Here is a 26,139-nt window from a genome sequence, read left to right on the forward strand (position 1 = left end):
TGTGGCGCTTTTCGAAAATTATTGTATACAAAAAAATAATTCATTGTGTTCTATTTGTTGCATCGGATTGCGCAACACAAAGCAGTCCAACGGCTTTCCCTATAACAAAATGAGGACGGCACCATGAGCGCTTTAACCTTGAACGTCGCAGTTAACCTGGCCACTCAAGCCATCTCCGCAGGCCGTGCAATTTCCGCCGCGCCATTGACCGTTGCCGTGCTGGACGCCGGCGGGCACTTGATAACTCTGCAACGCGAAGACGGCGCCAGCCTGCTGCGCCCGCAGATCGCCATCGGCAAGGCCTGGGGCGCGATTGCCTTGGGCAAGGGCTCACGCCTGCTGGCCCAGGACGCCCAACAACGCCCGGCGTTCTTCGCCGCGTTGAATAGCCTGGGGCAGGGCAGCGTCGTCCCGGTGCCGGGCGGCGTGTTGGTTCGGGATCAGGATGGGACTGTGTTGGGGGCGGTCGGTATCAGTGGGGATTTGTCTGATGTTGATGAGCAATGTGCGATCCGTGCGATCGAGGGGCAGGGGTTGAGGGCGGATGCGGGAGTGGCTGGTTGATCTTCGGCGTCTGATTTAGCGCTTTCGCGGGCTGGCTCGCGAAAGCGCCTTGCGGGAAAACAGCTTTTTAGCTGCCTGCTTTTTCCGTTGAAATTTCCATCCGGTAAATTCCGGTTTTTTAGAATTTTGTGCGAAACATTTGGCTGTTGCCGAATATTTTTGCAAGAAAATTCACAGGTATCACTCGTATCATTCTCTCGGAACAGGCCGAGAGCTTTGCAATGAAAACAACACTGTCGTGGTGGGATATCAGCCCGCCTTTGAGCACCGCTACGCCTACCTGGCCGGGTGACACACCTTTTCAGGAAGAGCGCGTCTGGAGCTTCGGACCCGAGTGTCCGGTGAATGTCGGGCGTATCACCCTGTCGCCTCATACGGGTGCCCATGTCGACGCGCCGCTGCATTACAGCGCTGATGGCGCGGCCATTGGCGATGTGTCGCTCGATGTCTATATGGGGCCTTGCCGTGTGCTGCACTGCCTGAACAGCGGCCGGCTGGTGCACCCCGAGCAGCTTGAAGGTCGCTTGCAAGATCTGCCTGAACGGGTGCTGCTGCGCACCTGGCAACAAGCGCCGTTGAGCGCCTGGGATCCGGATTTCACCGCAGTCGCCAAAGAAACCGTCGACCTGCTGGCGAATCTCGGTGTGCGCTTGATCGGTATCGATACGCCGTCGCTGGACCCTCAGCAATCCAAAACCATGGATTCGCACAATGCCGTAGCCCGACATGGCATGGCCATCCTCGAGGGCATCGTGCTCGATGACGTCCCGGAAGGGGACTATGAATTGATCGCGCTGCCGCTGCGTTTTGCCCACCTGGACGCCAGTCCGGTCAGGGCAATTTTGCGTCCACTGAATAAACCGCAATTTGAGGAGCCGACTCAATGAGCCAATGCCCCTATTCACCTGCAAACCAGACGGAAGAATGGCATAACGCCGAGCTGAATTTTTCCGACTCCATGAGCTACGGCGACTACCTGGATCTGGGGCGCATTCTCAGTGCACAGCACCCGTTGTCTCCGGACCATAACGAGATGCTGTTCATCATCCAGCATCAGACGTCAGAGCTGTGGATGAAGCTGATGCTGCACGAACTCAATGCCGCCCGTGAACACGTTCGACTGGGAGAGTTGCCGCCCGCTTTCAAGATGCTGGCGCGGGTCTCGCGGATTTTTGATCAGCTGGTGCATGCCTGGACGGTGCTGGCCACCATGACACCCACCGAGTACCACGCGATACGGCCGTTTCTGGGGCAGTCATCGGGCTTCCAGTCGTTCCAGTACCGCGAGATCGAATTCATTCTGGGCAACAAAAGTGCGACCCTGTTGCGCCCCCATGCGCATCGCCCGGAACTGTTGCAGGCGCTTGAAAAGGCGATCGCCACACCGTCGCTGTATGACGAGGCGATTCGCTTGATGGTCAGCGCAGGCTTGACCATCGACCCACAGCGTTTCGAGCGCGATCCGAGCAGTCCGACGGCGCATGATGCGTCGGTCGAAGCCGCCTGGCGTGAGGTCTACACCGACCCTTCGCGTTATTGGGATCTCTATCAGCTGGCGGAGAAACTCATCGACCTTGAGGATTCGTTCCGTCAATGGCGTTTCCGGCATGTGACCACGGTCGAGCGGATCATCGGCTTTCAACCAGGGACCGGTGGCACAGAAGGTGTCGGTTATCTGCGCAAGATGCTCGATACCGTGCTGTTCCCGGAGTTGTGGCGAGTGCGCTCAACTCTTTAATTTACCGAGAATGATGTTTGAACGCTTAAACCGAGCGGCAATTGAATAAACTGACGCATTCAAACCATGCCTGACCATAACAATTAGAAGGTAACCAGATGGCGGATGAAATCTTGCGACAAGGCGAGCTCAAGCGAGGGCTGAAAAATCGTCATATTCAGCTGATCGCATTGGGCGGAGCGATAGGTACCGGGTTGTTTCTCGGCTCTGCCGGAGTACTCAAGTCGGCCGGGCCGTCGATGATCCTCGGCTATGCGATTGCCGGCTTCATCGCCTTTCTGATCATGCGCCAGCTGGGCGAGATGATTGTCGAGGAACCGGTGGCCGGCTCCTTCAGTCATTTTGCCCACAAGTACTGGGGCGGCTATGCCGGCTTTCTGTCCGGCTGGAACTACTGGGTGCTGTATGTGCTGGTGGGCATGGCCGAGTTGACGGCTGTCGGCAAGTACGTGCAGTTCTGGTGGCCGGAAGTCCCCTCCTGGGTCAGTGCGGCGGTGTTCTTCGTCCTGGTCAATTTGATCAATATGATGAACGTCAAAGTCTTCGGCGAGATGGAGTTCTGGTTCGCAATCATCAAGGTCGTCGCGATCATTGGCATGATCGTCCTGGGCTGCTACATGCTGTTCAGCGGAACGGGCGGCCCGCAGGCCTCGGTCAGCAATCTGTGGAGTCACGGCGGCTTCTTTCCCAACGGCACCACCGGATTGCTGATGTCCATGGCGTTCATCATGTTCTCCTTCGGCGGCCTGGAGCTGGTCGGCATCACCGCCGCTGAAGCCAGCGAGCCGGGTAAGGTGATTCCCAAGGCGATCAACCAGGTGGTTTATCGCGTGCTGATCTTCTACGTCGGCGCACTCACCGTGTTGTTGTCGCTGTATCCGTGGGATCAACTGCTGCAAACACTGGGCGCTTCGGGCGATGCCTATAGCGGCAGCCCGTTCGTGCAGATCTTTTCCTTGATCGGCAGCGACACCGCAGCGCACATCCTCAATTTCGTGGTGCTCACCGCGGCGCTCTCTGTCTATAACAGTGGCGTCTACTGCAACAGCCGCATGCTCTATGGCCTGGCTGAACAGGGCGACGCCCCCAAGGCGCTGATGAAACTGAACAAGCAGGGCGTGCCTCTACTGGCGCTCGGCGTATCTGCGTTGATCACCATGCTGTCCGTGCTGGTTAACTACCTCGCCCCGCATCAAGCGCTTGAGTTGCTCTTTGCACTGGTGGTCGCATCGCTGATGATCAACTGGGCGATGATCAGCCTGACGCACCTGAAATTTCGCAAAGTCATGGGCCAGCAAGGCATCGTGCCGGGCTTCAAGGCGTTCTGGTTTCCCTACAGCAATTACCTGTGCCTGGCCTTCATGGCCATGATCGTCTGCGTCATGCTGATGATTCCAGGGGTACGTGCTTCAGTCTTCGCCATACCGGTGTGGGTGTTGATCATCTTCGGCTTTTACCGGATGCGTATGGCCAAGGATCAGGCCTTGCCGATGGTTCAATAGCCTTTGCCGTGGGGGCGCCGTGATGAGTAGCAACGCTGATCCGCAGTTTCGCGACATTCGTATCGATCACTATGACCTCGAGGGTGCGAGGAACTGGATGTCTGGTATCTGCGGGCCCCACCGCCTGCAGACTTCGACGCCCGAGCGGATCCGCTTTCATCACAGCGCCAATGTGTTCAAGTCGATGGCCACGACCCTGGGCACCCTCTCATACGGCACCGATGTCACCATCGATATCGAAGACGCCGAGCACTTCAGCAGTTACAGCCTGAGTTTGCCTTTGGTGGGCGAGCAGGAGCTGAGCAAGAACGGCAGCGTGTCGAAATCCAACCGCGATCAAGGGGTGATCATTTCCCCGAACGAGAACCAGATGCTGGCGATCTCCGGCGACTGTCGCAAAGTTCAGGTGGTGATCACCCGCGCCGCCATGAGCGAGTCGCTGGAGGGCATGCTGCAGCGACCGCTGGATACGCCGCTGCGTTTCGAGCCGGTGATGGATGCGGTGGACGGCGCGTCGGCCTCGTGGTGGCGCATGGCGCGCTATTTCATCGCGGAGCTGGAACGCAGCAATGAACTGTACGAACAGGTGGTCTTCACTCGGGACATCGAAAGCTCATTGATCAAAGGCTTGATCCTCGCCCAGCCGAACAACTACTCCGAAGAATTGCGCAACGTGCTCGGGGTGAAACTGCCGCACTACCTGATCAGGGCCAAGCAATACATTCACGACAATGCTCGCGAAGCCTTGCACCTGGAGGACATCGAGGTCGCGGCCGGGGTCTCGCGTTTCAAGCTGTGCGAGGCGTTCAAGAAGTACTTCGCCCTGTCGCCGATGGTCTACCTGAAAAAGTACCGGTTGAACGCTGTGCGCCAGGAAATTCTCGAACACGGCTCGGCGCGTAATATTTCCGCGATCGCCATGGGCTGGGGCTTTACCCATCTCGGACGTTTTTCCGTCGAATACCGCAAGTTGTTCGACGAGTCCCCCAGCATGACCTTGCAGCGTAACGAAGCCCGGCGCATGCGCGGGGTCTGAATATTTGTGGCGAGGGAGCTTGCTCCCGCTGGGCTGCGAAGCAGCCCTAAAGCCTGCGGATGGGGGATCTCTGACAAACCTCGGTTGCGAATTTCAGGACCGCTTCGCGCTCCAGCGGGAGCAAGCTCCCTCGCCACAATTGATCACCTGATAATCGATACCCATTAACTGGCGCTCACTTACGCACCACCAAATCAAGCAACGTCTCCCGCTCCTTGATTTTCTGCAACACGATTTCCGAACGGATATCAGTCACCCCCGCCGTGCGGTTCAGGTGGTTGACGATGAAGTCGGAGAAGTGCTTGACGTTACGCGCCTGGACCCGCAGCACATAGTTGCTCGCCCCGGTAATCACATAGGCGGTGACCACTTCCGGCCACAACTGGACCTTCTTGATGAAGGTCTCGTGCCAGTCCTCGACGTCCTGTCGTAATGACACATGGACGATGGCTTCCAGTTCGACTCCCAGCTTTTCGGCGTTCAGCATCGCGCGATAGCCGGTGATGATTCCTTCACTTTCCAGCAGGCGTAAACGACGCAAACAGGCCGACGGCGACAGCGCGACCTTCTCTGCCATTTCGTGGTTGCTGATACGGCCGTCTCGTTGCAAGAGGTGCAGGATCCGCAGGTCTGTCGGGTCGAGAGTCATGACTAGAATAAATCCGCGATATTTGGAGTTGGATTCGAATTTTCTTCGAGATAAATACTAGATGGCCGCTTACTTTGCACGAAAATTCTCTAAAGCTTCGTTCATTATTTCCTCACCGTGAAGGCGCAAATAATGCCTGAACCACGACACTCACACCCGATTATCGCGATTTGCCCGGACGGCACTTCTTTCAAAAAAGCAGGACACCCAATGACTACAAGAAACGATTGTCTGGCGCTTGATGCGCAGGATGCTCTGGCCCCTCTGCGTCAGCAGTTTGCGCTCCCTGAAGGCGTGATCTATCTCGACGGCAACTCCCTGGGCGCGCGCCCGGTCGCCGCGCTGGCGCGTGCTCAGGCAGTGATCTGCGATGAATGGGGCAATGGCCTGATCCGCAGTTGGAACAGCGCTGGCTGGCGCGACCTGCCTGAACGTCTGGGCAATCGACTGGCAGGGCTGATTGGCGCCGGTGACGGCGAAGTGGTGGTGACCGACACCACCTCGATCAACCTGTTCAAGGTACTCAGCGCCGCCCTGCGCGTGCAGGCCACGCGGGCACCGACGCGGCGGGTGATCGTCACCGAGACCAGCAACTTCCCGACGGACCTGTATATCGCCGAAGGTCTGGCGGACATGCTGCAGCAGGGCTACACCCTGCGTCTGGTCGACAGCCCGCAAGAGCTGCCGCAAGCGATTGACCAGGACACCGCGGTGGTCATGCTCACCCACGTCAACTACAAGACCGGCTACATGCACGACATGCAGGCCCTGACCGCGCTGACCCACGAATGTGGCGCGCTGGCCATCTGGGACCTGGCGCATTCCGCCGGGGCGGTGCCGGTCGATCTGCATCAGGCGCGCGCCGACTACGCCATCGGTTGCACCTACAAGTACCTCAATGGCGGTCCGGGCTCGCAAGCTTTCGTCTGGGTTTCCCCTGAGCTGTGCGATCTGGTGGCGCAACCGCTGTCCGGTTGGTTCGGTCATTCGCGGCAGTTCGCCATGGAGTCGCATTACCAGCCGAGCAGCGGAATCGCCCGCTATTTGTGCGGCACCCAGCCCATCACTTCATTGGCGATGATCGAGTGTGGCCTGGATGTCTTCGCCCAGACCGACATGGCCAGCCTGCGCAGAAAATCCCTGGCGCTGACGGACCTGTTCATCCAGTTGGTCGAGCAGCGCTGCGCCGCTCACGAGCTGACCCTGGTCACTCCACGCGAACACGCCAAGCGTGGCAGTCATGTCAGCTTCGAACATCCCCAGGGCTATGCGGTGATCCAGGCCTTGATCGCCCGTGGCGTGATCGGCGATTACCGCGAGCCGCGGATCATGCGGTTCGGCTTCACCCCGCTGTACACCAGCTTCACCGAGGTCTGGGATGCGGTGCAGATCCTCGGCGAAATACTCGATCAGAAAACCTGGGCGCAAGAGCAATTCCAGATCCGCCACAGCGTCACCTGATACCCCCGACGCCTTTGTCTTGCTGCCGCGAATTTCCCGGCAGCAGGGCTTCGGTCGCCTCCGATAAGCACTTCTGTGAAAACACAATAATAAGGAACACGCAGAATGAAACTGTCCCTTTGGCCCGCCTTGCCGCTCGCCATTACCAGCTGTCTCGGCCAAGTGGCCTATGCCGCACCCGACAATGGATTCGTTGAAGACAGCAGCCTGACCCTGACCAACCGCAATTTCTATTTCTACCGCAACAACCTCAACAACCCGGGCGGCCAGAACTATCGGGAGGAATGGGCCCACGGGCTCATGCTCGATTACCGTTCCGGCTATACCCAGGGCGCGGTGGGTTTCGGAGTCGATGCCTACGCGCAGTTGGGGCTCAAGCTCGACAGCGGCAGGGGTCGTGCCGGCACCGGTTTATTGCCGGTCGGTTCCGATGGACGTGCCGAGGATGAGTATTCCGAAGCGGGTGGCGCACTCAAGGCGCGGATCTCGAAGACCGAACTCAAATACGGCAACCTGACACCGCTCAACCCGGTGTTCGGCACCGGCTCGGCACGCCTGTTCACCACCTACGCCAATGGTTTCCAGCTGACCAGCAACGAGTTGGAAGGACTGAAACTCGATGCCGGGCACTTCACTTCGGGCAATGACAGTGCGTCGACCAACGACGATGGCGCCCTCAAGGCGCTGTATGCCGGGGTCGAGACTCGCAGCGTCGATTATCTGGGCGGCAGCTATGCCCTGAGCGATCAATTGAGCGTCAGCCTGTACGGTTCGCAGTTCGCTGATATCTGGCGGCAGTACTACGCCAACGCCAACTACAGCTATGCCCTGAGCGAAAACCAGTCGCTGAATCTGGATTTCAACCTCTATCGCACCAACGACTATGGCCAGAGCCTGGCCGGCAAGATCGACAACACCACCTGGTCGCTGGCCGCCGCTTACAAGGTGGGTGCGCACCGCTTGACCCTGGCCTACCAACAGGTCGATGGCGATGAACCGTTCGATTACCTCGGCTTCGATCAGCAGCCGGGCACCTCGATATTCCTTGCCAACTCGGTACAGATCCTCGATTTCAACGCGCCCAATGAACGCTCCTGGCAACTGCGTTATGACCTGGACATGGCGCCTTTCGGTGTGCCGGGCCTGAGCTTCATGTCGCGCTATGTGAGCGGTGACCATATCGACGACAGCCACTACGACGGCGGCCCCAATGGTGCCTATGGACGTTACGGCAGCGACGGCAAGCGCTGGGAGCGCGACCTTGAAGTGCGCTACGTGGTGCAGGAGGGCAAGGCCAAGGACCTGTCGATACGTGTGCGTCAGGCCAGTGTGCGTTCCACCGCCCAGGTGGCTCGGGCAGACACCACCGACAACAACGAAGTCCGGGTGATCATCGAGTATCCGCTGAATATTTTCTGATCCGTGGCTGATCCCCACCGGCAACCCAAACGACTTGCTCTCTTCAAGAAAGACAATATTCAGAGGACAGAAAAATGACCGATAACGCCGGTTTTGAAAACATCTCCAAGCGTGAGCAGGGCCTCAGGCGCCAGCTCACCTCGGGTCAGATGAGCATGATCGCCATTGGCGGTGCGATTGGCACCGGGCTGTTCATGGGCAGTGCCTACGCCATTGGTTATGCCGGGCCGAGCGTGCTGCTCAGCTACGCCATTGGCGCGATCATCACCCTGCTGTTGATGGGTTGTCTGGCGGAAATGACCGTGGCCCATTCGACCTCCGGCTCGTTCGGCGCCTATGCCGAATTCTATGTCAGCCCATTGGCCGGGTTCCTGGTGCGCTATGCCTATTGGGCAGCGATTGTGCTGGCAGTGGGCACGGAAGTGACGGCGGTGGCGATGTACATGAAGTACTGGTTCGCCAACGTGCCGGAATGGATCTGGATTGTTTCGTTCTCGAGCATGCTGATCGTGCTCAACGCCATCAGCGTGAAAACCTTCGGCACCTTCGAGTACTGGTTCTCGACCATCAAGATCGGTGCGATTGTCGGCTTTATCATCCTCGCGGTGTATGTGGTGTTCGGATCCGGCAACGCGGATTACGGCGTGCACAATTACACGGCCCACGGCGGCTTCTTTCCCAATGGTCTGCAAGGCATGTGGATTGCGGTGATCGTCTCGATCTTCAGCTATCTAAGCGTGGAAATGATCGCAGTGGCCGCCGGTGAGGCGCAGGACCCGGAGCGGGCGGTGAAGAAGGCCTTTCGCGCGACCATCGTGCGGCTGGTGGTGTTCTACCTGCTGACCCTGGCCCTGATGCTGGCGATTGTGCCGTGGGTCCAGGCCGGTCAAGCGCAGAGCCCGTTCGTCACCGTCATGCAGACCATTGGTATTCCCGGCGCAACCGGCGTGATGAACTTTGTGATCCTGATTGCGGCGTTGTCGGCGATGAACAGTCAGCTCTACATCACCACCCGCATGATGTTCAGCCTGTCCCGCGGCGGTTATGCACCCAAGTCCATGGGGGTGTTGAGCAAGACCGGAATCCCGCTGAATGCCTTGCTGCTGTCGAGCTCGGGCATTGCCCTGGCAACGTTGCTCAATGTGCTGTACCCGGAAAGCTCCTTCACCTTGATGATGGCGATCTCGATGTTCGGCGCGATCTTCACCTGGTTCATGATCTTCCTGACCCACTACTGTTTCCGTCGCTACCACGAGCGCAACGTTGAACGGAAACTGTCCTTCCGCATGCGCCTGTTCCCGTACACCACGCTGTTGGGGCTGCTGCTGATGGGCGCGGTGATGATCACCACCTACTTCACCGATGCCTTCAAAATGACCTTGGTATTCGGTGTGCCTTTCCTGCTGATCCTCACGATTGTCTACTGGATCTTCTTCAGAAAACCCAGGGCAGCCGTGGCGTTGAATCCGCTGCCGAAGGTTTAGCGGGCGCAAACATGCAATCCCGACCGGCAGTTTTCATGGACTGCCGAGTCGGCGTTGGTCCTGGGCCGCTATCAGTCGGGCTCACACCCCTTGAGCACCAACCGGATTATCGTCTGCGCCGCCGCTTCATAGTCAACCTCATCCAGCTTGGCCTTGCCGGTCACCGCGGAGATCTGCCAGTCGAAATCGGCGTAGGTCTGGGTCGCGGCCCAGATGCTGAACATCAGGTGGTTGGGGTCGATCGGGGCGATCTGGCCGCGGTCGATCCAGGTCTGGATACAGTCGATGTTGTGCCTGGCCTGGCCGTTGAGCTGCTCGACCAGGTCGGGGCTCAAATGCGGGGCGCCGTGCATGATTTCGCTGGCGAACACCTTGGAGGCGAAGGGCAGGTCGCGGGAGATGCGGATTTTCGAGCGGATGTAGCCGCTGAGCACTTCGCTGGGCACGCCGTCGGCGTTGAACGGCGTCGAGGCCTGCAGGATCGGCTCGATGATGCTTTCCAGGACCTCGCGGTAGAGGTTTTCCTTGGATTTGAAGTAGTAGTAGACGTTAGGCTTGGGCAGCCCGGCCTTGGCCGCGATGTCACTGGTTTTGGTCGCAGCGAAGCCCTTGTCGGCAAATTCTTCACTGGCGGCACGCAGGATCAGTTCTTTATTGCGCTCGCGGATAGTGCTCATAAACCAGGGGGTTCCTTGCCTGTTCTGGCGGTTGCGCATGGTAGCACCGGCCTCGCGCGGCGCTCAAGAATGCCCCGTGTGGCCTCGGGTCGCGTTATGCTGCGCACCATTCATTCAAGAAGGAAACCCGATTCATGGCAGGAAGCAGTTTGCTGGTGCTGATCGACGACATCGCCACCGTACTGGACGATGTAGCGTTGATGACCAAAATGGCCGCGAAGAAGACCGCCGGTGTACTGGGCGATGATCTGGCGCTCAACGCCCAGCAGGTTTCCGGCGTGCGTGCGGAACGGGAAATCCCGGTGGTATGGGCAGTCGCCAAGGGCTCGTTTCTCAACAAGCTGATCCTGGTGCCATCGGCGTTGGCCATCAGTGCGTTCATTCCGTGGCTGGTCACACCGTTGCTGATGGTCGGTGGCGCTTACCTGTGCTTCGAAGGCTTCGAAAAACTCGCGCACAAATTCCTGCACAGCAAAGCCGAAGATCAGGCCGAACATGCGGAGCTGGTCGAGGCCGTGGCCAACCCGGCGGTCGACCTGGTGGCGTTCGAGAAGGACAAAATCAAAGGGGCGATCCGTACCGACTTCATCCTCTCGGCGGAAATCATCGCCATCACGTTAGGCACGGTGGCTGATGCTTCGCTGACCCAGCAAGTGATCGTGCTCTCGGGCATCGCCATCGTCATGACCATCGGCGTCTATGGCCTGGTGGCCGGCATCGTCAAACTCGACGACCTTGGCCTGTGGCTGACCCAGAAGCCGGGCCAGATGGCCAAAAGCATCGGTGGCGGGATTTTGCGCGCGGCGCCGTACATGATGAAAAGCCTGTCGGTGATCGGCACGGCGGCGATGTTTTTGGTTGGCGGCGGGATTCTGACCCATGGCGTGCCGGTGGTTCATCACTGGATCGAGAGTGTCACCGCAGCGTCTGGTGGGGCCGGGTTTATCGTGCCGACATTGCTGAATGCGGTGGCAGGGATTGTCGCGGGGGCGGCGGTGTTGGTGGGGGTGATGGCTGTCGGCAAGCTCTGGAAAACGGTGAAAGCTTGAAGCCTGGCGCTGCTCGCGAAGGCCGTCCCGTAGGAGCGAGGCTTGCCCGCGAAGAACGATAACGCGGTCATTCAGTTCAACCGACGGGCTTCATTCGCGGGCAAGCCTCGCTCCTACGGTGATGGGGGGCATGAGACGCCGCGCATGAAAAAGGCCATTCGACGCAAATCGAATGGCCTTTTTTGTTGCCGCCGAAGTTACTCGGCGATCTGCAGTTTGCGCGCCTCGGTATACACGTAACGCACTTTTTCATACTCGAACGGCGTGTTCATCTGCCCGTAGCGGAAGCCATTCTGATAGCGCTTGTCGATGGCGCGCAGAGCCCAGATTTCCGGGTGGTTGGAGCTGACTTCGGACACGTTCAGGAAGTTGATTGCCGATTCGCCGGTGTAGTCGACTGCCAGGCCTGCGGTGTCACGCAGGTTCGACGGGCCGAGGATCGGCAGCACCAGGTAGGCGCCGCCCGGTACGCCGTAGAAGCCCAGGGTCTGGCCGAAGTCTTCATTGCGGCGCGGCAGGCCCATGGCTGTGGCCGGATCCCACAGGCCGGCGACACCAATGGTGGTGTTGAGCAGCAGGCGCGCGGTGGTGTCCAGCGAGCGCTGCCCCTTGAATTGCAGCAGGCTGTTCACCAGGTTCGGCACATCACCAAGGTTGTTGAAGAAGTTGCTGACGCCGGTGCGCAGGAAACTTGGGGTGACGTAGCGATAGCCGTTGACCACGGGCAGGAACACCCATTGGTCGAAACGGTAGTTGAAGTGGTAGACGCGGCGATTCCACTCTTCCAGCGGGTCATAGACGTTCAGCGCGTTGAGCGATGAGCGTTCGAACTCGCGCTGGTCCAGCCCCGGGTTGAATTTGAGTTTGCTCAGCGGTTCCTTGAAACCGTCTTTATCGATCACCACAGGGGCGTTGGCTTTGCTGTTGTCGGCATTGGCGACGCCTGCACAGAGTAACGCTGCGATCAGCAGGAGGTATTTAGCCACGGAAAAACTCCAGCATGGCGTCGCTGTTGACGCGATAGTTGAGGTTGCCGCAATGGCCGCCCAATGGATAAACAGTCAAACGGTCGCCAAAGGTGCGACGCAGAAAACCCAGGTCGCCAGGGCCGAGGATCACGTCATCGGCGTTGTGCATGACGGCGATTTTCGGGCTGTCGTGCAGGTAGTCCTTCAGTGCATACAGGCTGACCTGATCGATCAGTTGCAGCAGGCTGCCACCGTCGGTGCGGGCGCGCCACATCGGGATGACCTGCTCGGTGATGTAGCAGTCGAAGTCGCACTGCAGCGCGCGTTTGAGGAACGGCGTGAGGGTGGTGCCTTCGGTGATCGGGAATTTCGGTGGGGTGATCAGGCCGCGACGGTTGATCAGGTCCGAGGTGAAGGCGATGTCCGCCGCCGAGAAACGGAACGAAGTGCCGATCAGCATCGCCATCTGCTCGTTGCTCAGGTGTTGCTTGGACTGCTGGAAGTCGTAGAGCAACGCATCGTTGAGGTCGATGTAGCCTTTCTGCTGGAAGTAGCGGGTCAGTTTGTCCAGCACCAGTTCATAGAACGTGGTGGTGTTGTTGATGCCTTTCACCTCTGTCTGCACTAGCTTGTCCAGGTTGGTGACCGAGGTGTAAAGGTTGACCGGCGGGTTGAGCAGCAAGACTTTCTTGAAATTGAAGCTACGACGGGTTTCATCCAGGTGCGCAACAAAAGCCGCATCCAGGGCGCCGAGGCTATAACCGGTCAGGAAATAATCGGTGACCGGCAGTTTCGGGTTTTGTGCCCGCACGGCCTGCATCACCCGGTACATGTCTTCGGCATCTTCCTTAGTCACGCCCGGGGTGGCGAAACGCGAGGCGGCGGTCATGAAGTCGAAGCTGGTGGGCGATGACAGCTGCACCACATGATAACCAGCCTTGTAGTAGAGCTTTTTCAGGTATTCGTTGAGGGTGCTGTCATAGCGTGCACCAGTGCCGGAGATCAGGAAGATCAACGGTGCGGCATGATCCTGCGTGGCGATGCGGTAGGTGAGTTTCTTCACCGGCCAGAAGTTGTCCGGCAGGCTGAACTCTCGCTCCGGGCGCAATGTGACGCTGCGATCTTCTTGATTGATATCGTCGTCCAGCGGCAATTCCGGACGCAACTCTGGCGGTGTCGTGGCGATGGTCGCCTCGAACGGGTTGGTCAGGGGATAGCCATAACTGGCGGCGTCAATGTCGGCCGCCAGCACGGACGCACTTAAAATCAAGCCGCCAAACAGGGCGGCGAAGCGCAAGGAACGGAGCATGACTGGATCCCTTAGAGGAAGGTGCCGGATGAAGTTCGCAGGCTATGACCATCGGATTTGGGCCAAAGTGCCATGCATCGGCCGCAAACAGGCCTGATTTCGGAGCAACGGTAGCGGGACGATACACTTTGCAGTTATTTCATGAACAGTTAATTGATGTTATTTGCTTACCACGGGCGGGGGATTAAGCTGGCCGCCGATTTCGTTTATTGGAGTGCTTCATGTCCCGCCGTCTGCCCGTGATTCTGCTGCTCGTTCTTCTGCCATTGTGGCTGGTCGCCAGTTATGGCGCGCGTTATGGCTTCATGGAGGATGCTCAATGGGTCGGCATCTGCGTTGACGAGGCCAGTCGTTGGGAATGCCAGGTGCGCTCGAATCTGGGCTTGATGATTCATTTCAAGGTGCTGGGCTGGGCGGCAGTGGCGGCAGCCGTGACCGGTTTTGTGCTGCCGGGGCGGGCAGGGTGGTGGTTGGCGGTATTGGCGCTGGTGTTCGGGTTTCCGGCGCTGGCGTTATACACCACCACGCTGGCGGTGTTTGCGGTGGTGATTGCTGCTTTGCGTCTGGTCCGGGCTTCTAGCAGCGTCTGATAGTCAGTCTTCGCGGGCAAGCCTCGCTCCTACAGAACTGTGTCGTTCATAAATGATATGAACGACACAGTTCTGTAGGAGCGAGGCTTGCCCGCGAAGAGGCCATTAAACTCGCTGAAGATCAGCCTTTGCGAACCCGCAAACTGCGCCACAATGCCGCCACCATCAACACACTCACCAGTGCCCAGCCCCAAGCCTGCTGATTCTGCAAACCTTCACGAAACAGCTGCGGCGCAATGCCGGCACCGATGATGAAGGTCAGTACGGCGATTTCCCGACGTGGCACGTTCACCGGCCGGCACAGATACACCAGCGCCGGCAGGATGAAGGCGACACTCGGGAAGCTGCGATAACGCGGGTCGAATACCAGTTCCAGCATCATCACTGCCGCGGCAAAACCGGCCGCTGCCAGCCACCAGCCGGCCCGACGTTCCAGTGCATTGAAGGCGCGCCCGCGCCAACCGGTGCGGGCGCTCAAGGTCAGCGCGGCATGGGCCAGCACCAACAGGTTCAACCCCGTCAGCAAGGCAACCCATAACCATTCACTGGTAAACCGGGTGGTGACGCGGGCGAGGTCGCCCCAGGCGCCAATCGAGCAGGCCGCCAGGGCACCGAGCAGTGGCAGCACCAACGCTGCGCGGGTGCTGCGAACTAGACCGCCGAGGATCAGCGTGCCGATGAAGATCAAGCCACCCACCGCCAGCCATTGCGACCAGTAGGGCACGTTCGAGACCGGTCCGGCGAGTACGCCCTTGTCCTGGCGATCGGCGTCGAACAGTCCCCAATAACCGCCCACCGCACCTTCGCTGGCGCGTTTCCAGGGCTGGTCGAACGCCTCGATCAGGTTGTAATGCCAGCCTTGCTGCTCGGCCATGATCACAAAGCTGCGAATGAACTTGGCTTCATTGACCCGGCTCGGCAGCGCCGTTTCGCGCTGACGACCTTCGCTCGGCCAACCGGTTTCGCCAATCAACACGTCCTTGGGGGCGAACTTGTTGCCGAACACCTGACGTACTTCAGCCACATGTTGCAGCGCGGCATCGATGTTCGACGGGTCGTCTTCCCAATAGGGCAGCAAATGGATGGTCAGGAAGTCCACCGCCGGGGCGATTTCGGGGTGCTTGAGCCAGAATTCCCAGACGTCGGCGTAGGTCACCGGTTGTTTGACCTGGCTTTTGACTTTGTTGATCAGCGTTGCCAACTGTGCACCGGTGACTTCCTTGCGCAGCAGGGTTTCGTTGCCTACGATCACCGAGGTCACCACATCCGGGTTGGCATTGGCCGAGGCGATCAGCAGGTCGACTTCCTTGGCGGTGTCCACCGGGTTGCTGTTGACCCAGGCGCCGATCATCAGCTTCAAGCCGTGCTTGCGCGCCAGATCGGGCAGGGCCTCAAGGCCGGTCATGGAATAGGTGCGGATGCATTCGAAACGGGTCGCCAGCAGCGCGAGGTCAGCGTCCATGCGCTCGGGGCGCAGTTTGAACGGCACATCGAACGGCGACTGGTCCTTGTCGAACGGAGTGTAGGAGGCACATTGCAGTTTGTGCGTTGCACTGGCCACATCCGGCAGGATCACCGGTTTGCCGAGGCCGTACCAGAAGCCGCCGAGGGCAAACAGCCCCAGCAGGCAAGCGAAAAGATAAGCCAAAAAAGGAAAGCGTGATGTCGCGGGCATGGTCAGGCCGTCTGGGAGCAAAGCCGGGCATGTTACCTGCATTTGCCCTGCGCTTGGTGGCCTGCATGGTTTTGACATGCAAAGTTCGGGCGGGCCGGCCGAGGCATTTGCGACGGTCGCAATTAATGGCCTTCTGATGTCGTTTCTCGATGCCTTGAGGTCGCTGACAGAGCAGGTCACCGTTGGCGTCAGGTTGATGATCGACACGTCAGTACTCCGCTGATGATCGAGCGAGTTTGCGGTCGGCGTGATGGGGGCGCTGTGCACCATAAAAATACGTTGAGCGACTCGGCATCCGTCGAGTGCAGCACTTTCGGGGAAGTAACGATGAAGATGCGACGACTCTTGGGCGCAGGTGCCGCTTTGGTGCTGGCGATCAGTTCTACCGTAGCCAGCGCTGAAGGCAAGGCAGTAACGATCGGTTATGTCGACGGCTGGTCGGACAGCGTCGCCACGACCAACGTGGCTGCTGAAGTGATCAAACAGAAACTCGGTTATGACGTGAAACTGCAAGCGGTTGCCACCGGGATCATGTGGCAAGGTGTGGCCACCGGCAAACTCGACGCCATGCTGTCGGCCTGGCTGCCTGTGACTCACGGCGAATACTGGGCGAAGAACAAGGATCAGGTCGTCGACTACGGCCCGAACTTCAAGGATGCGAAAATCGGTCTGATCGTGCCGGAGTACGTCAAGGCCCAGTCGATTGCGGATCTGAAAACCGATGACAGCTTCAAGGGCCGTATCGTCGGCATCGACGCCGGTTCAGGCGTGATGCTCAAGACCGATCAGGCCATCAAGGATTACGACCTGGACAAATACACCCTCAAGGCCAGTTCCGGCGCCGGCATGATCGCCGAGCTGACCCGTGCCGAGAAGAAAAACGAATCCATCGCCGTCACCGGTTGGGTGCCGCACTGGATGTTCGCCAAGTGGAAACTGCGCTTCCTGGAAGACCCGAAAGGCGTTTACGGCGCTGCTGAAACCGTGAACAGCATCGGCAGCAAAGAACTGGCAACCAAAGCGCCTGAAGTCGCGAAGTTCCTGAAGAACTTCCAGTGGGCGTCGAAAGACGAAATCGGCCAAGTCATGTTGGCGATTCAGGACGGTGCCAAGCCTGAAGCCGCAGCGAAAGACTGGGTGGCCAAACACCCGGATCGCGTTGCCGAATGGACCAAATAATTTGAGCTGAAGCGTCTGGTCAGCACTTCTCAAGGCCCCTTGGCTTAAATGCCAAGGGGCTTTTTTGCTTTCTGTGGGAGCAAGGCGGGGCGAAACAGTCATGTCGTTCTAATACTAAGGTCGTCTGGAACCTGTCCGGTAGCCGCATAGAGTGGATAACGTTCCAACTAAAATCTGTGCTGCGAGGATAAAAACAATGAACGACAGCATTTACCTCTCGATTCAAAACAGCCCGCGCTTCAAGGAGCTGGTTAGCAAGAGGGAACGATTCGCCTGGATTCTTTCAGCGATCATGCTTGGGCTGTACTCCGGATTCATCCTTTTGATTGCTTACGGGCCGCATATTCTGGGCGCGAAAATCAGCCCCGAGTCTTCGATTACCTGGGGCATTCCGATCGGTGTCGGGCTGATTGTTTCGGCCTTTATCCTGACGGGCATCTACGTGCGACGTGCCAATGGCGAATTCGACGACTTGAACAATGCAATCCTCAAGGAGGCTCAGCAATGATCCGGCGTCTAATCGCTCTCTTGAGCATCGCAGCCTTTGCACCGGGCGCCTGGGCGGCCGAAGCCCTGACGGGTGCCGTGCAAAAACAACCACTCAACGTTTCCGCCATCCTGATGTTCGTGGCGTTCGTCGGTGCAACCCTGTGCATCACTTACTGGGCGTCCAAGCGCAACAATTCGGCGGCCGACTACTATGCGGCGGGCGGCAAGATCACCGGTTTCCAGAACGGTCTGGCGATTGCCGGTGACTACATGTCCGCGGCGTCCTTCCTGGGTATTTCCGCCCTGGTGTTCACCTCCGGCTACGACGGCCTGATCTACTCGATCGGCTTCCTGGTGGGCTGGCCGATCATTCTGTTCCTGATCGCCGAGCGTCTGCGTAACCTGGGCAAGTACACCTTTGCCGACGTGGCGTCCTATCGTCTGGGGCAAACTCAGATCCGCTCGCTGTCGGCGTGCGGTTCGCTGGTGGTGGTGGCGTTCTACCTGATCGCGCAAATGGTCGGTGCCGGCAAGCTGATTCAGTTGCTGTTCGGCCTGGACTACCACGTTGCGGTGATCCTGGTCGGTATCCTGATGTGCCTGTACGTGCTGTTCGGCGGCATGCTGGCGACTACCTGGGTACAAATCATCAAGGCAGTGCTGTTGCTGTCCGGTGCCTCGTTCATGGCGCTGATGGTGATGAAACACGTCAACTTCGACTTCAACACACTGTTCTCCGAGGCGATCAAGGTTCACGCCAAAGGTGAAGCAATCATGAGCCCGGGCGGCCTGGTGAAAGACCCGATCTCGGCGTTCTCCCTCGGCCTGGCACTGATGTTCGGTACCGCTGGCCTGCCGCACATCCTGATGCGCTTCTTCACCGTGAGTGATGCGAAAGAAGCACGTAAAAGCGTGCTGTATGCAACCGGCTTCATTGGCTACTTCTACATCCTGACCTTCATCATTGGCTTCGGCGCGATCCTGTTGGTGAGCACTAACCCGGCCTTTAAAGATGCAGCTGGCGCGCTGTTGGGCGGCAACAACATGGCGGCGGTGCATTTGGCCAACGCGGTGGGTGGCAGTGTGTTCCTGGGCTTCATCTCGGCGGTGGCGTTCGCGACCATTCTGGCAGTGGTCGCCGGCCTGACCCTGGCGGGTGCTTCGGCGGTGTCCCATGACTTGTATGCCAGCGTGATCAAGAAGGGCAAGGCCAACGAGAAGGACGAAATCCGCGTCTCGAAAATCACCACCATCGCCCTGGCGGTGCTGGCGATCGGCCTGGGCATCCTGTTCGAGAAGCAGAACATCGCGTTCATGGTGGGCCTGGCGTTCTCCATCGCGGCGAGCTGCAACTTCCCGGTGCTGCTGCTTTCCATGTACTGGAAGAAACTGACGACTCGCGGTGCGATGATCGGCGGTTGGTTGGGGCTGGTCAGTGCTGTTGGCTTGATGGTGCTGGGGCCGACCATCTGGGTGCAGATCATGGGTCACGAGAAGGCGATCTTCCCGTATGAATACCCGGCGCTGTTCTCGATGATCATTGCCTTTATCGGGATCTGGTTCTTCTCGGTCACTGACAAATCCACTGCGGCTGACAATGAGCGGGCGCTGTTCTTCCCGCAGTTCGTGCGTTCGCAGACCGGGTTGGGGGCGAGTGGGGCGGTTTCGCACTAAGGCTTCTTATATATAAGCTGTGCTGACACGAATGCCCTGGTCGAGAGATCGGGGCATTTTTTATGGGTGGTTATCGCCCTTTGTGTGTACATATCCGTTTCTGAGGTAACGGCCGCCTATGGTTTCGCTCTTACAGCGAGTCACTTTCGAAAAGCGCGAAAGTAACCAAAGCGCTTTTGCCCCTTTCGTTCGGTGCCTCGCCCGGGCTCGGCATGCCCTCGCTCCGGTCCTGCTCCGTGGGCCCGCAGGCATTCCATAGCCTGTCATCCCCGCACCATCAGCGCTTTCCAGCAAGTCCCGCGTGAGCCCTTGGAAAACCCCCACGAACCCATTTGCCATATCTTGATCAATGGACACGGAGATAAAGTCTTTCACCACTACATACACGATCCCACCTGAGACAAAGAGATCTCGGGTGTAGTAGTGCCGACCAACCACATAATCACCGGTCGGGTTCGTATTGGTGATGTTGCCTATTTTCGCGGCCACCAACTCAGACCACTCACGCGATTGCATCAAGAGGCTTTTAAGATCCCCCGCCTCAACGGGAATGACGGTCTCAGAGTCTCCATGGATGAACAAATGTTGGAGACCCGATAGCAATTTAGCTTGCTGGGCTGCTTCAGAAAGCTGGCCGGCATAACCGACCAACGCTTCTACAGTCACTGAATCAACCATTATTCGTACTCAAGTTAGAAGGCATGACGTAGTTCACGGAGTTAAATAGCTGGTCAACTGCATCAGTGATGACATCCGCCACCTCTTTGCCATACCCAAAGATCACGTCGGTATTACCAGGGCGGCGGTCAGTGATTCGGGCTTCCATGGTCGCGCTGACAAAGGCCGACAACGGTGAATCGACTCGCCAAGTGAAAGGCCAATCACCGGAATAGATCGGGTCACCTGTGTTCAATAGACCGACGACAGGAATCCTGAAGTTTTCGACGGTGGCAGACACACCAAACAAAGAAGCCAGGCGGATGAAGTAAGGAATGGACTGGCCGCCCAAGTCAGCCATGGCCGCCTCAACGGCCTGCACTCGCTCCTCCTGAGTAGCTTCCGTTGATGGCGTCAGTTCGTTGGTTCGCTCCCAGTCGACGATGTAGTCGCCAGCTGAGCTTGGAAAGATGGCGCTCTCTACGGCCTCAAGGCTCTCCAGGGCGTCTCCTAAAACGGTGCCCTCGGCAGTCGCCATCGAGCGTGCGGACCCAAACGCGGGATGCGTCGCGCACGTCGTACGCCAAGCGGATTTCATCGCCATGAAAATTGCGCAAAGCGTCCAGGAAGTAGGTCTCGCCCGCCCAGGTGACTTCGCCGCGACGCGTTGGACGAATGACTTGTGGCCGTGTCAGGTCATTCAACAGTTCGGCAGGAGCAACCATCGGCTCCCAGCCTTCGGCGCGGGCGGCGTCCCAGGCTTCATTGGGACTCATGTGACGGTGCTTACCAGTTAGTGGGTCGCGGAACTTGGCGAGCCCCCGGTGCGGACTGTTGTTGTAGGTTTCAATCTCGTATTCGACACCGGCCATGAACTCGGCGAAGGTCGGAATCAATCGGGTGCGCCCGGTTTCGCGCAGTTCTTTGCGGCCGATCCGATGCACTTTGGTGCCAGCATGCTTGTCCATGTCGGCGCCGATGTAGCTGGTCAGCTTCTTGGCGGCGTTGACCCAAATCGTCTGGTGGGAGCGCTCAATCAGCCCTCGCGCCTGGCTGTTGTAGGGCAAGGCGTGGGTCATAGTCCCGCCGAGACGGTCGACTACTTCGCGGACGGTGTCGTTGGCAAACCCAGAACCGTTGTCGACGTAGAACATGGCGAACATGCCGTGCTGCATTGCATCGCGAAGAGCATCCATAACGCCGATGGTCGACTCAGCTTCTCCAATAGAGATACCCAGCGCCTTGCGGGTGGCGACATCGAGGACGGTGGTAGCTTCCGGCTGGTAGGGTTTGCCGGTACGAGGGTTCAACACCTCGGCGTCGAACTTGTGGCCGTCGGCGGTGAACACGTCACAGGGATACATGTTCTTGGTGATCCGGCGCTTGAACGGTTGCAGGGCTTTGAGTTCCTGCGGAGTACGGCGGCCGCGCTCACGGGCCTCGGCGCTCAACTTATTAAGGAAACGGCGAACCACATGGATGCTCGGTCGCTCTGCCGGATGCTTGAGGGCGAACTCGGCATAGGCCGCTTCGACGCTTGGTTTGGTGGGGCGCTGGTAGCAGGTCAGAAATGCCGCCGACCATGCAGGCAGGCTCAAGTCTTTTTGACGGCGTGCAGGCGCCAGGCCGGTTTCACCCTCTTTGCGGTAGTCGGCAAGCCAGCGTTTGAGTGTGCGTTCGCTCAGAGAGCGGTCGCCGGTACTACGGTCATTGGCGCGCAGAACGAGCCCGGTCAGGTACGGGGTGAGCTGTTCAGCTTTTGCCAGGGACACCAGGGTGTCTATGGCACGTTGCTGGCTGATCGTATGGCTCATGCGCTCAATTTCGCGCACGAAGGCTAGGCGAGCGGTCATGACCGAGCGTTGATCTTCACTCAAGCGTGACGCGGAAATAATGTCACGCCCAGTTGTATTGAGTTCCGGCTCAACGGTTTGCGAGGATTGGCTCTCGGTGACCGAAGCGGAGATCAATGCTGCCTGAGTTTCCTTCGGTAAGATGGCAAAGGCGTATTCGATGGCCTTGCTACCGAGGCGGTGCTGACCTTCCCAATGTTCACGTGCAGCCATAGCCTTGACGTTGCGCGCTGTGCCAGGCAATCCCGGAAGGCCTGCCAATTCCTGGGCGGTAAACCAGTTACGCATGGTCTTCACCCAGCAGCTTTTTCAGTTCGCGAGCCTGACGAGTTGCATTCGCAGCGACTCGTTCAAGTCGGCCCAGCTCGGTATCCAATGCCTCACGGCCATAAGCAACACGGCCTCCGCGCAAATGAACCTGCCAATTTGTCAGGATGTGGCTGGCGCAAACCTCTTCCAGTAACGCGGCTCTATATAGAGGGAGATTGTGATCAGCTCGGGCAGGACTGGCCCAAGCGTCTAACATATTCTTACTAACGTCATCGCCTGACAGACGCGACATACGAGCTGCGATTTCATATCGGTCCAGCTCGGAGCCTTTGAGTATTTCGCTTACTAATTCGCTGACCTGCGCGGCGTAGTTGCCGAGACCTGGAACAGAAAGCACAGGCTGCGGTACGGAGAAGATGTCTAATGTCTTGTCATCTTTTAAGCGGCGCATGTTCAGGCACTCCTTACCGCTTTACAGTGTCCAACCGGATAGAGTCCGGTATCCTTGCTGTAGGACGTGTTTATTTCCGCGCGTCCAGGACGTTGCCGATGTGGCGTGCCATCAGCGTTCCAGCGCTCCGGCCAGATATCAGCGGGATCAAGGCTCAAGGCGTCAGCAAGGGACCGCTCTATACGTGGATAAGGCGTACTTTTGGCATTACGGATTGCGCGGTCGGTCACTTTTAGCCGACGTGCAAGCTCGGCCATAGAGGTGCCACGAACACGGAGTTGGTATTTGATCCACTCCCATCGGCTAGCTGGATCTGTGGGCATGTCGATATCGCTCATAGTTTTGAACCATCTTCACGGGTGGTTTTTTTGGAACGTCTAACGTCCTGTTGCGGATAAACATAGCGCGGATAATCGCGCACATCAATCATAAAAACGCGCATCCGATTCTTTTTTATGCGCGGTGCGCTCAGAAAAATGAATAACAGAGAGAAATCAATGACTTACAGGGAATCGGATAAAACGGATGCTTTAGATGCGCAGCATCCGATTCCAGCGGGGGCAATCGGATGCTTCCGAGATAGGCTTAAGGACGCGATGGGTACTAGGGCTGCGCGCGTTTTTGCGCGCGACTCAGGTCTTTCTGAAGGGGCGATACGCAGTTATCTGAGCGGAGAGACATATCCAACCCTCGACAGGCTGGAGCAGATAGCGCGGGCCGCAGACGTTTCTGCGATGTGGCTGGCGTTTGGGGAGGACCAAGCGCAGCGTGTATTAGAAGACGATAAGTACAGCTATGTCCCTCTATACGATGCCCGGTGCAGCGCAGGGCATGGTTCTTGGAGCGAAGGTGCGCGGATTTTGACGCAGCTGGCATTCACGACGTATTCGCTTCGCAAACAGGGTCTGGAGCCAACGAAGCTGTCTGCTATCAGAGTTGATGGCGATTCAATGGAAGGGCTGCTGGGCGATGGCGACACGGTCTTGATTGACCATAGCCGTAACACTCTGGAGGGTGAGGCGGTCTACGTTATCCGCCTGGATGACCATCTCTATGCCAAGCGCCTGCAACGCCAGATCGGCGGCGGCGTTGCGGTCATCAGTACAAACGCTGCCTACCAGACAATGACGGTTGCGAAAGAAAACCTGAACGACCTGGAGATAGTCGGGCGTGTGGTCTGGGCTGGAGGTTGGATGTGAGTACCTCGGTGTAATATTACGATACCGAGTCAACGTTGATGCCCGGTGCCAAAACTCTCGCCAAATAGGCGCAGGCACAACCCCAGTGTCTAATTTTGCCTGTTTATTGTTTAGCGGCGTTTTGGCACTGGTTCCTGTATATGGTTTGCCCTGACCCCCTTGCTACGCCTAGCCTTCCGGCCTCATACCGCTTTGTCCCGGTTCATCCCACCAGTCTTCCGTCCAGTGCCATACATAGAACCTCCTCACACACGTGCACACATTTCCCTGTAGGAGCTGTCGAGCGAAGCGAGGCTGCGATCTTTTGATCTTGCCGTGGCTTTTGCTTTTGCTGTTGCTTTGGATTTGCCGCCCCTTTCCCAGAGGCCGAACGCAGGCATTGCGCAGGGGGTACCGCGGCAAGGACGCCGCGGTAGCCGCCCCCGGCCATGGATGGCCGATGGCGGCGGGCCCCCGGAGCAATGCCGGAGTGAGGGCATGCCGAGCCTAAGCGAGGCACCGATTGGCGGGGCAAGAGCGCTTTGGTTACTTTCGCGCTTTTCGAAAGTGACTCGCTGAAAGAGCGAAACCGCTAGCCGCAATGACCGAAGAAACGGATATGTACACGGTAAATGAGCCAGTCGGTCCTCAGACCGCACAAACAAAAACGGCCTCTATCTACATAGAGGCCGTTCTCGGTACAGCTTAAGACGTTATCGCAAGACAGGTCTTATTTGCGGTCTTCAAGCTTGGTGATGTCACGCGACTCGTAGCCGGTGTACAGCTGGCGCGGACGGCCGATCTTGTACGGGCTGGAGAGCATTTCTTTCCAGTGGGAGATCCAGCCGACGGTCCGCGCCAGGGCGAAGATCACGGTGAACATGCTGGTTGGAATGCCGATCGCCTTGAGGATGATCCCCGAGTAGAAGTCGACGTTCGGGTACAGCGAGCGTTCGATGAAGTACGGGTCGGTCAGGGCGATCTCTTCCAGGCGCATGGCCAGTTCGAGTTGCGGATCGTTGGTGATGCCCAGTTCCTTCAACACTTCGTCGCAGGTCTGCTTCATGACGGTAGCGCGTGGGTCGCGGTTTTTGTAAACCCGGTGACCGAAGCCCATCAGTTTGAACGGATCGTTCTTGTCTTTGGCCTTGGCGATGTACTTGTCGATGTTCGAGACATCGCCAATTTCATCGAGCATGGTCAACACGGCTTCGTTCGCACCGCCGTGGGCAGGGCCCCACAGTGCAGCGATACCGGCGGCGATACAGGCGAACGGGTTGGCACCCGAGGAACCTGCCAGACGTACGGTGGAGGTCGATGCGTTCTGCTCGTGGTCGGCATGGAGGATGAAGATCCGGTCCATGGCCTTGGCGAGTACCGGGCTGATCGGTTTGATCTCGCACGGGGTGTTGAACATCATGTGCAGGAAGTTTTCCGCGTACGACAGGTCGTTGCGCGGGTACATCATGGGTTGGCCCATGGAGTACTTGTAAACCATTGCAGCCAGGGTCGGCATCTTGGCAACCAGGCGGATCGCGGAGATTTCGCGATGCTGCGGGTTATTGATGTCGAGGGAGTCGTGGTAGAACGCCGAGAGGGCGCCAACTACACCGCACATGACGGCCATCGGGTGGGCGTCGCGACGGAAGCCGTTGAAGAAGGTCTTCAACTGCTCGTGGACCATGGTGTGGTTCTTCACGGTGCCGACGAACTGGGCCTTCTGTTCTGCGGTCGGCAGTTCGCCGTTGAGCAGCAGGTAGCAGGTTTCCAGATAGTCCGACTTTTCAGCCAGCTGTTCGATCGGGTAGCCGCGGTGCAGCAGAATACCGTTGTCGCCGTCGATGTAGGTGATCTTCGACTCGCAGGAGGCGGTCGACATGAAACCAGGGTCAAAGGTGAAACGGCCCGTGGCCGTCAGGCCCCGAACGTCGATAACATCGGGACCAACGGTGCCGGTTAAAATGGGCAGCTCGACGGGGGCTGCGCCCTCGATGATCAACTGCGCTTTTTTGTCAGCCATGTGGCCTCCTATTTATGCTTGAAATCATCAGACAGACCCCCCACGCAGGGCCCGCACCACTATAGTGAGATAAATTCGAATGTCAATTTGCCTAAAGTCTTGCTCCAGAAGGCTTTAACCGGACTTTTTTCTCGAAATTGCCTGCCGTTTACGCCTTTTATATCACTTGTGCAATCCGCTATTAGGGGAAGGTGAACGCGTTGTCATTAGTAGCCTAACTGTCTATACTCGGCCACCGACCGCCAGG

At 58.2% G+C, this 26,139-nt stretch carries 25 protein-coding genes; 14 read left to right on the forward strand and 11 right to left on the reverse strand.

The window, feature by feature from the left end; translation table 11 throughout:
- The first annotated feature begins 123 nt into the window (after nucleotides 1-123).
- The 5 genes from AC1RO5_RS23310 (at nucleotide 124) to AC1RO5_RS23330 (ending at nucleotide 4,840) form a co-directional block, all read left to right on the forward strand.
- Complete coding sequence (locus AC1RO5_RS23310) at nucleotides 124-564, forward strand: GlcG/HbpS family heme-binding protein (protein WP_493177889.1); 441 nt, start codon at nucleotides 124-126, stop codon at nucleotides 562-564.
- 221 nt (nucleotides 565-785) lie between these two features.
- Entirely contained in the window at nucleotides 786-1,451 is a 666-nt protein-coding gene (gene kynB, locus AC1RO5_RS23315) for an arylformamidase (RefSeq protein ID WP_493177890.1), read from the forward strand.
- The gene (gene kynA, locus AC1RO5_RS23320) at nucleotides 1,448-2,302 is read left to right on the forward strand and encodes a tryptophan 2,3-dioxygenase (RefSeq protein ID WP_493177892.1); all 855 of its coding nucleotides are present in this window, start codon (nucleotides 1,448-1,450) and stop codon (nucleotides 2,300-2,302) included. The genes kynB and kynA overlap by 4 nt, the downstream gene beginning before the upstream one ends.
- 98 nt (nucleotides 2,303-2,400) lie before the next feature.
- Entirely contained in the window at nucleotides 2,401-3,804 is a 1,404-nt protein-coding gene (locus AC1RO5_RS23325) for an amino acid permease (protein ID WP_493177893.1), read from the forward strand.
- Between the two features lie 22 nt (nucleotides 3,805-3,826).
- Nucleotides 3,827-4,840: an AraC family transcriptional regulator gene (locus AC1RO5_RS23330; protein ID WP_493177894.1), complete on the forward strand. Its 1,014-nt coding sequence runs from the start codon at nucleotides 3,827-3,829 to the stop codon at nucleotides 4,838-4,840.
- Between the two features lie 175 nt (nucleotides 4,841-5,015).
- On the opposite strand, the gene AC1RO5_RS23335 is transcribed toward AC1RO5_RS23330, so the two are convergent.
- On the reverse strand, nucleotides 5,016-5,489 hold the full coding sequence (locus AC1RO5_RS23335) for an Lrp/AsnC family transcriptional regulator (protein ID WP_018925093.1): 474 nt from the start codon (nucleotides 5,487-5,489) through the stop codon (nucleotides 5,016-5,018).
- A 210-nt stretch (nucleotides 5,490-5,699) separates the two neighbouring features.
- Here AC1RO5_RS23335 and kynU point away from each other — a divergent pair, with 210 nt between their 5' ends.
- The 3 genes from kynU to AC1RO5_RS23350 all read left to right on the forward strand — a co-directional run bounded on the left by kynU (nucleotide 5,700) and on the right by AC1RO5_RS23350 (nucleotide 9,853).
- The gene (kynU, locus tag AC1RO5_RS23340; RefSeq protein ID WP_493177896.1) at nucleotides 5,700-6,950 is read left to right on the forward strand and encodes a kynureninase; all 1,251 of its coding nucleotides are present in this window, start codon (nucleotides 5,700-5,702) and stop codon (nucleotides 6,948-6,950) included.
- Between the two features lie 105 nt (nucleotides 6,951-7,055).
- Nucleotides 7,056-8,369 carry an OprD family porin gene (locus AC1RO5_RS23345; protein WP_493177897.1) on the forward strand — a complete coding sequence of 438 codons (1,314 nt, stop codon included), beginning with the start codon at nucleotides 7,056-7,058 and terminating at the stop codon, nucleotides 8,367-8,369.
- A gap of 74 nt (nucleotides 8,370-8,443) precedes the next feature.
- On the forward strand, nucleotides 8,444-9,853 hold the full coding sequence (locus AC1RO5_RS23350; protein ID WP_493177898.1) for an amino acid permease: 1,410 nt from the start codon (nucleotides 8,444-8,446) through the stop codon (nucleotides 9,851-9,853).
- A 71-nt stretch (nucleotides 9,854-9,924) separates the two neighbouring features.
- Here AC1RO5_RS23350 and AC1RO5_RS23355 read toward each other — a convergent pair whose 3' ends face one another.
- Nucleotides 9,925-10,530 carry a TetR/AcrR family transcriptional regulator gene (locus AC1RO5_RS23355; RefSeq protein ID WP_493177900.1) on the reverse strand — a complete coding sequence of 202 codons (606 nt, stop codon included), beginning with the start codon at nucleotides 10,528-10,530 and terminating at the stop codon, nucleotides 9,925-9,927.
- Between the two features lie 134 nt (nucleotides 10,531-10,664).
- Here AC1RO5_RS23355 and AC1RO5_RS23360 point away from each other — a divergent pair, with 134 nt between their 5' ends.
- Nucleotides 10,665-11,579 (forward strand): DUF808 domain-containing protein, encoded by a 915-nt coding sequence (locus tag AC1RO5_RS23360; protein WP_493177901.1) that lies wholly within the window; start codon nucleotides 10,665-10,667, stop codon nucleotides 11,577-11,579.
- A gap of 197 nt (nucleotides 11,580-11,776) precedes the next feature.
- Here AC1RO5_RS23360 and AC1RO5_RS23365 read toward each other — a convergent pair whose 3' ends face one another.
- Nucleotides 11,777-12,565 carry an MlaA family lipoprotein gene (locus tag AC1RO5_RS23365; protein ID WP_007939158.1) on the reverse strand — a complete coding sequence of 263 codons (789 nt, stop codon included), beginning with the start codon at nucleotides 12,563-12,565 and terminating at the stop codon, nucleotides 11,777-11,779.
- Entirely contained in the window at nucleotides 12,558-13,856 is a 1,299-nt protein-coding gene (locus AC1RO5_RS23370) for a serine/threonine protein kinase (RefSeq protein WP_493177903.1), read from the reverse strand. The genes AC1RO5_RS23365 and AC1RO5_RS23370 overlap by 8 nt, the downstream gene beginning before the upstream one ends.
- Nucleotides 13,857-14,077: 221 nt before the next feature.
- Here AC1RO5_RS23370 and AC1RO5_RS23375 point away from each other — a divergent pair, with 221 nt between their 5' ends.
- The gene (locus AC1RO5_RS23375; RefSeq protein WP_493177905.1) at nucleotides 14,078-14,446 is read left to right on the forward strand and encodes a hypothetical protein; all 369 of its coding nucleotides are present in this window, start codon (nucleotides 14,078-14,080) and stop codon (nucleotides 14,444-14,446) included.
- Nucleotides 14,447-14,567: 121 nt separating this feature from the next.
- Here the strand turns inward: AC1RO5_RS23375 and AC1RO5_RS23380 are convergent, their stop codons facing one another.
- Nucleotides 14,568-16,163 (reverse strand): glycoside hydrolase family 17 protein, encoded by a 1,596-nt coding sequence (locus tag AC1RO5_RS23380; protein WP_493177906.1) that lies wholly within the window; start codon nucleotides 16,161-16,163, stop codon nucleotides 14,568-14,570.
- A 285-nt stretch (nucleotides 16,164-16,448) separates the two neighbouring features.
- Here AC1RO5_RS23380 and AC1RO5_RS23385 point away from each other — a divergent pair, with 285 nt between their 5' ends.
- The 3 genes from AC1RO5_RS23385 (at nucleotide 16,449) to AC1RO5_RS23395 (ending at nucleotide 19,463) form a co-directional block, all read left to right on the forward strand.
- Nucleotides 16,449-17,300, forward strand: a complete 852-nt coding sequence (locus AC1RO5_RS23385; protein ID WP_493177907.1) for a glycine betaine ABC transporter substrate-binding protein — start codon at nucleotides 16,449-16,451, stop codon at nucleotides 17,298-17,300.
- A gap of 196 nt (nucleotides 17,301-17,496) precedes the next feature.
- A complete protein-coding gene (locus AC1RO5_RS23390; protein ID WP_008026759.1) occupies nucleotides 17,497-17,808 on the forward strand; it encodes a DUF485 domain-containing protein in 312 nt (103 codons plus the stop codon).
- Nucleotides 17,805-19,463 (forward strand): cation acetate symporter, encoded by a 1,659-nt coding sequence (locus AC1RO5_RS23395; RefSeq protein ID WP_493177908.1) that lies wholly within the window; start codon nucleotides 17,805-17,807, stop codon nucleotides 19,461-19,463. Before AC1RO5_RS23390 ends, AC1RO5_RS23395 begins: the two co-directional genes overlap by 4 nt.
- Nucleotides 19,464-19,523: 60 nt before the next feature.
- Here the strand turns inward: AC1RO5_RS23395 and AC1RO5_RS23400 are convergent, their stop codons facing one another.
- The 5 genes from AC1RO5_RS23400 to AC1RO5_RS23420 are packed head-to-tail and all read right to left on the reverse strand — an operon-like array spanning nucleotide 19,524 to nucleotide 23,032.
- Nucleotides 19,524-20,141, reverse strand: coding sequence for a hypothetical protein (locus tag AC1RO5_RS23400; RefSeq protein ID WP_493177909.1), 618 nt, complete (start codon nucleotides 20,139-20,141; stop codon nucleotides 19,524-19,526).
- Nucleotides 20,134-20,658 (reverse strand): putative phage tail protein, encoded by a 525-nt coding sequence (locus AC1RO5_RS23405; RefSeq protein WP_493177910.1) that lies wholly within the window; start codon nucleotides 20,656-20,658, stop codon nucleotides 20,134-20,136. Before AC1RO5_RS23405 ends, AC1RO5_RS23400 begins: the two co-directional genes overlap by 8 nt.
- A complete protein-coding gene (locus AC1RO5_RS23410; RefSeq protein WP_493177911.1) occupies nucleotides 20,609-22,261 on the reverse strand; it encodes a DNA-binding protein in 1,653 nt (550 codons plus the stop codon). The genes AC1RO5_RS23405 and AC1RO5_RS23410 overlap by 50 nt, the downstream gene beginning before the upstream one ends.
- Nucleotides 22,254-22,694: a hypothetical protein gene (locus AC1RO5_RS23415; RefSeq protein WP_493177912.1), complete on the reverse strand. Its 441-nt coding sequence runs from the start codon at nucleotides 22,692-22,694 to the stop codon at nucleotides 22,254-22,256. The genes AC1RO5_RS23410 and AC1RO5_RS23415 overlap by 8 nt, the downstream gene beginning before the upstream one ends.
- A 2-nt stretch (nucleotides 22,695-22,696) precedes the next feature.
- Nucleotides 22,697-23,032: a helix-turn-helix domain-containing protein gene (locus tag AC1RO5_RS23420; RefSeq protein WP_493177913.1), complete on the reverse strand. Its 336-nt coding sequence runs from the start codon at nucleotides 23,030-23,032 to the stop codon at nucleotides 22,697-22,699.
- Between the two features lie 159 nt (nucleotides 23,033-23,191).
- Between AC1RO5_RS23420 and AC1RO5_RS23425 the strand changes: the two genes are divergently transcribed.
- Nucleotides 23,192-23,893 carry an XRE family transcriptional regulator gene (locus tag AC1RO5_RS23425; protein ID WP_493177914.1) on the forward strand — a complete coding sequence of 234 codons (702 nt, stop codon included), beginning with the start codon at nucleotides 23,192-23,194 and terminating at the stop codon, nucleotides 23,891-23,893.
- Between the two features lie 709 nt (nucleotides 23,894-24,602).
- Here the strand turns inward: AC1RO5_RS23425 and gltA are convergent.
- A complete protein-coding gene (gene gltA / locus AC1RO5_RS23430) occupies nucleotides 24,603-25,892 on the reverse strand; it encodes a citrate synthase (RefSeq protein WP_007936034.1) in 1,290 nt (429 codons plus the stop codon).
- Nucleotides 25,893-26,139: the final 247 nt, after the last annotated feature.

The sequence above is a fragment of the Pseudomonas sp. GW822-FHT02G04 genome (assembly GCF_058802085.1).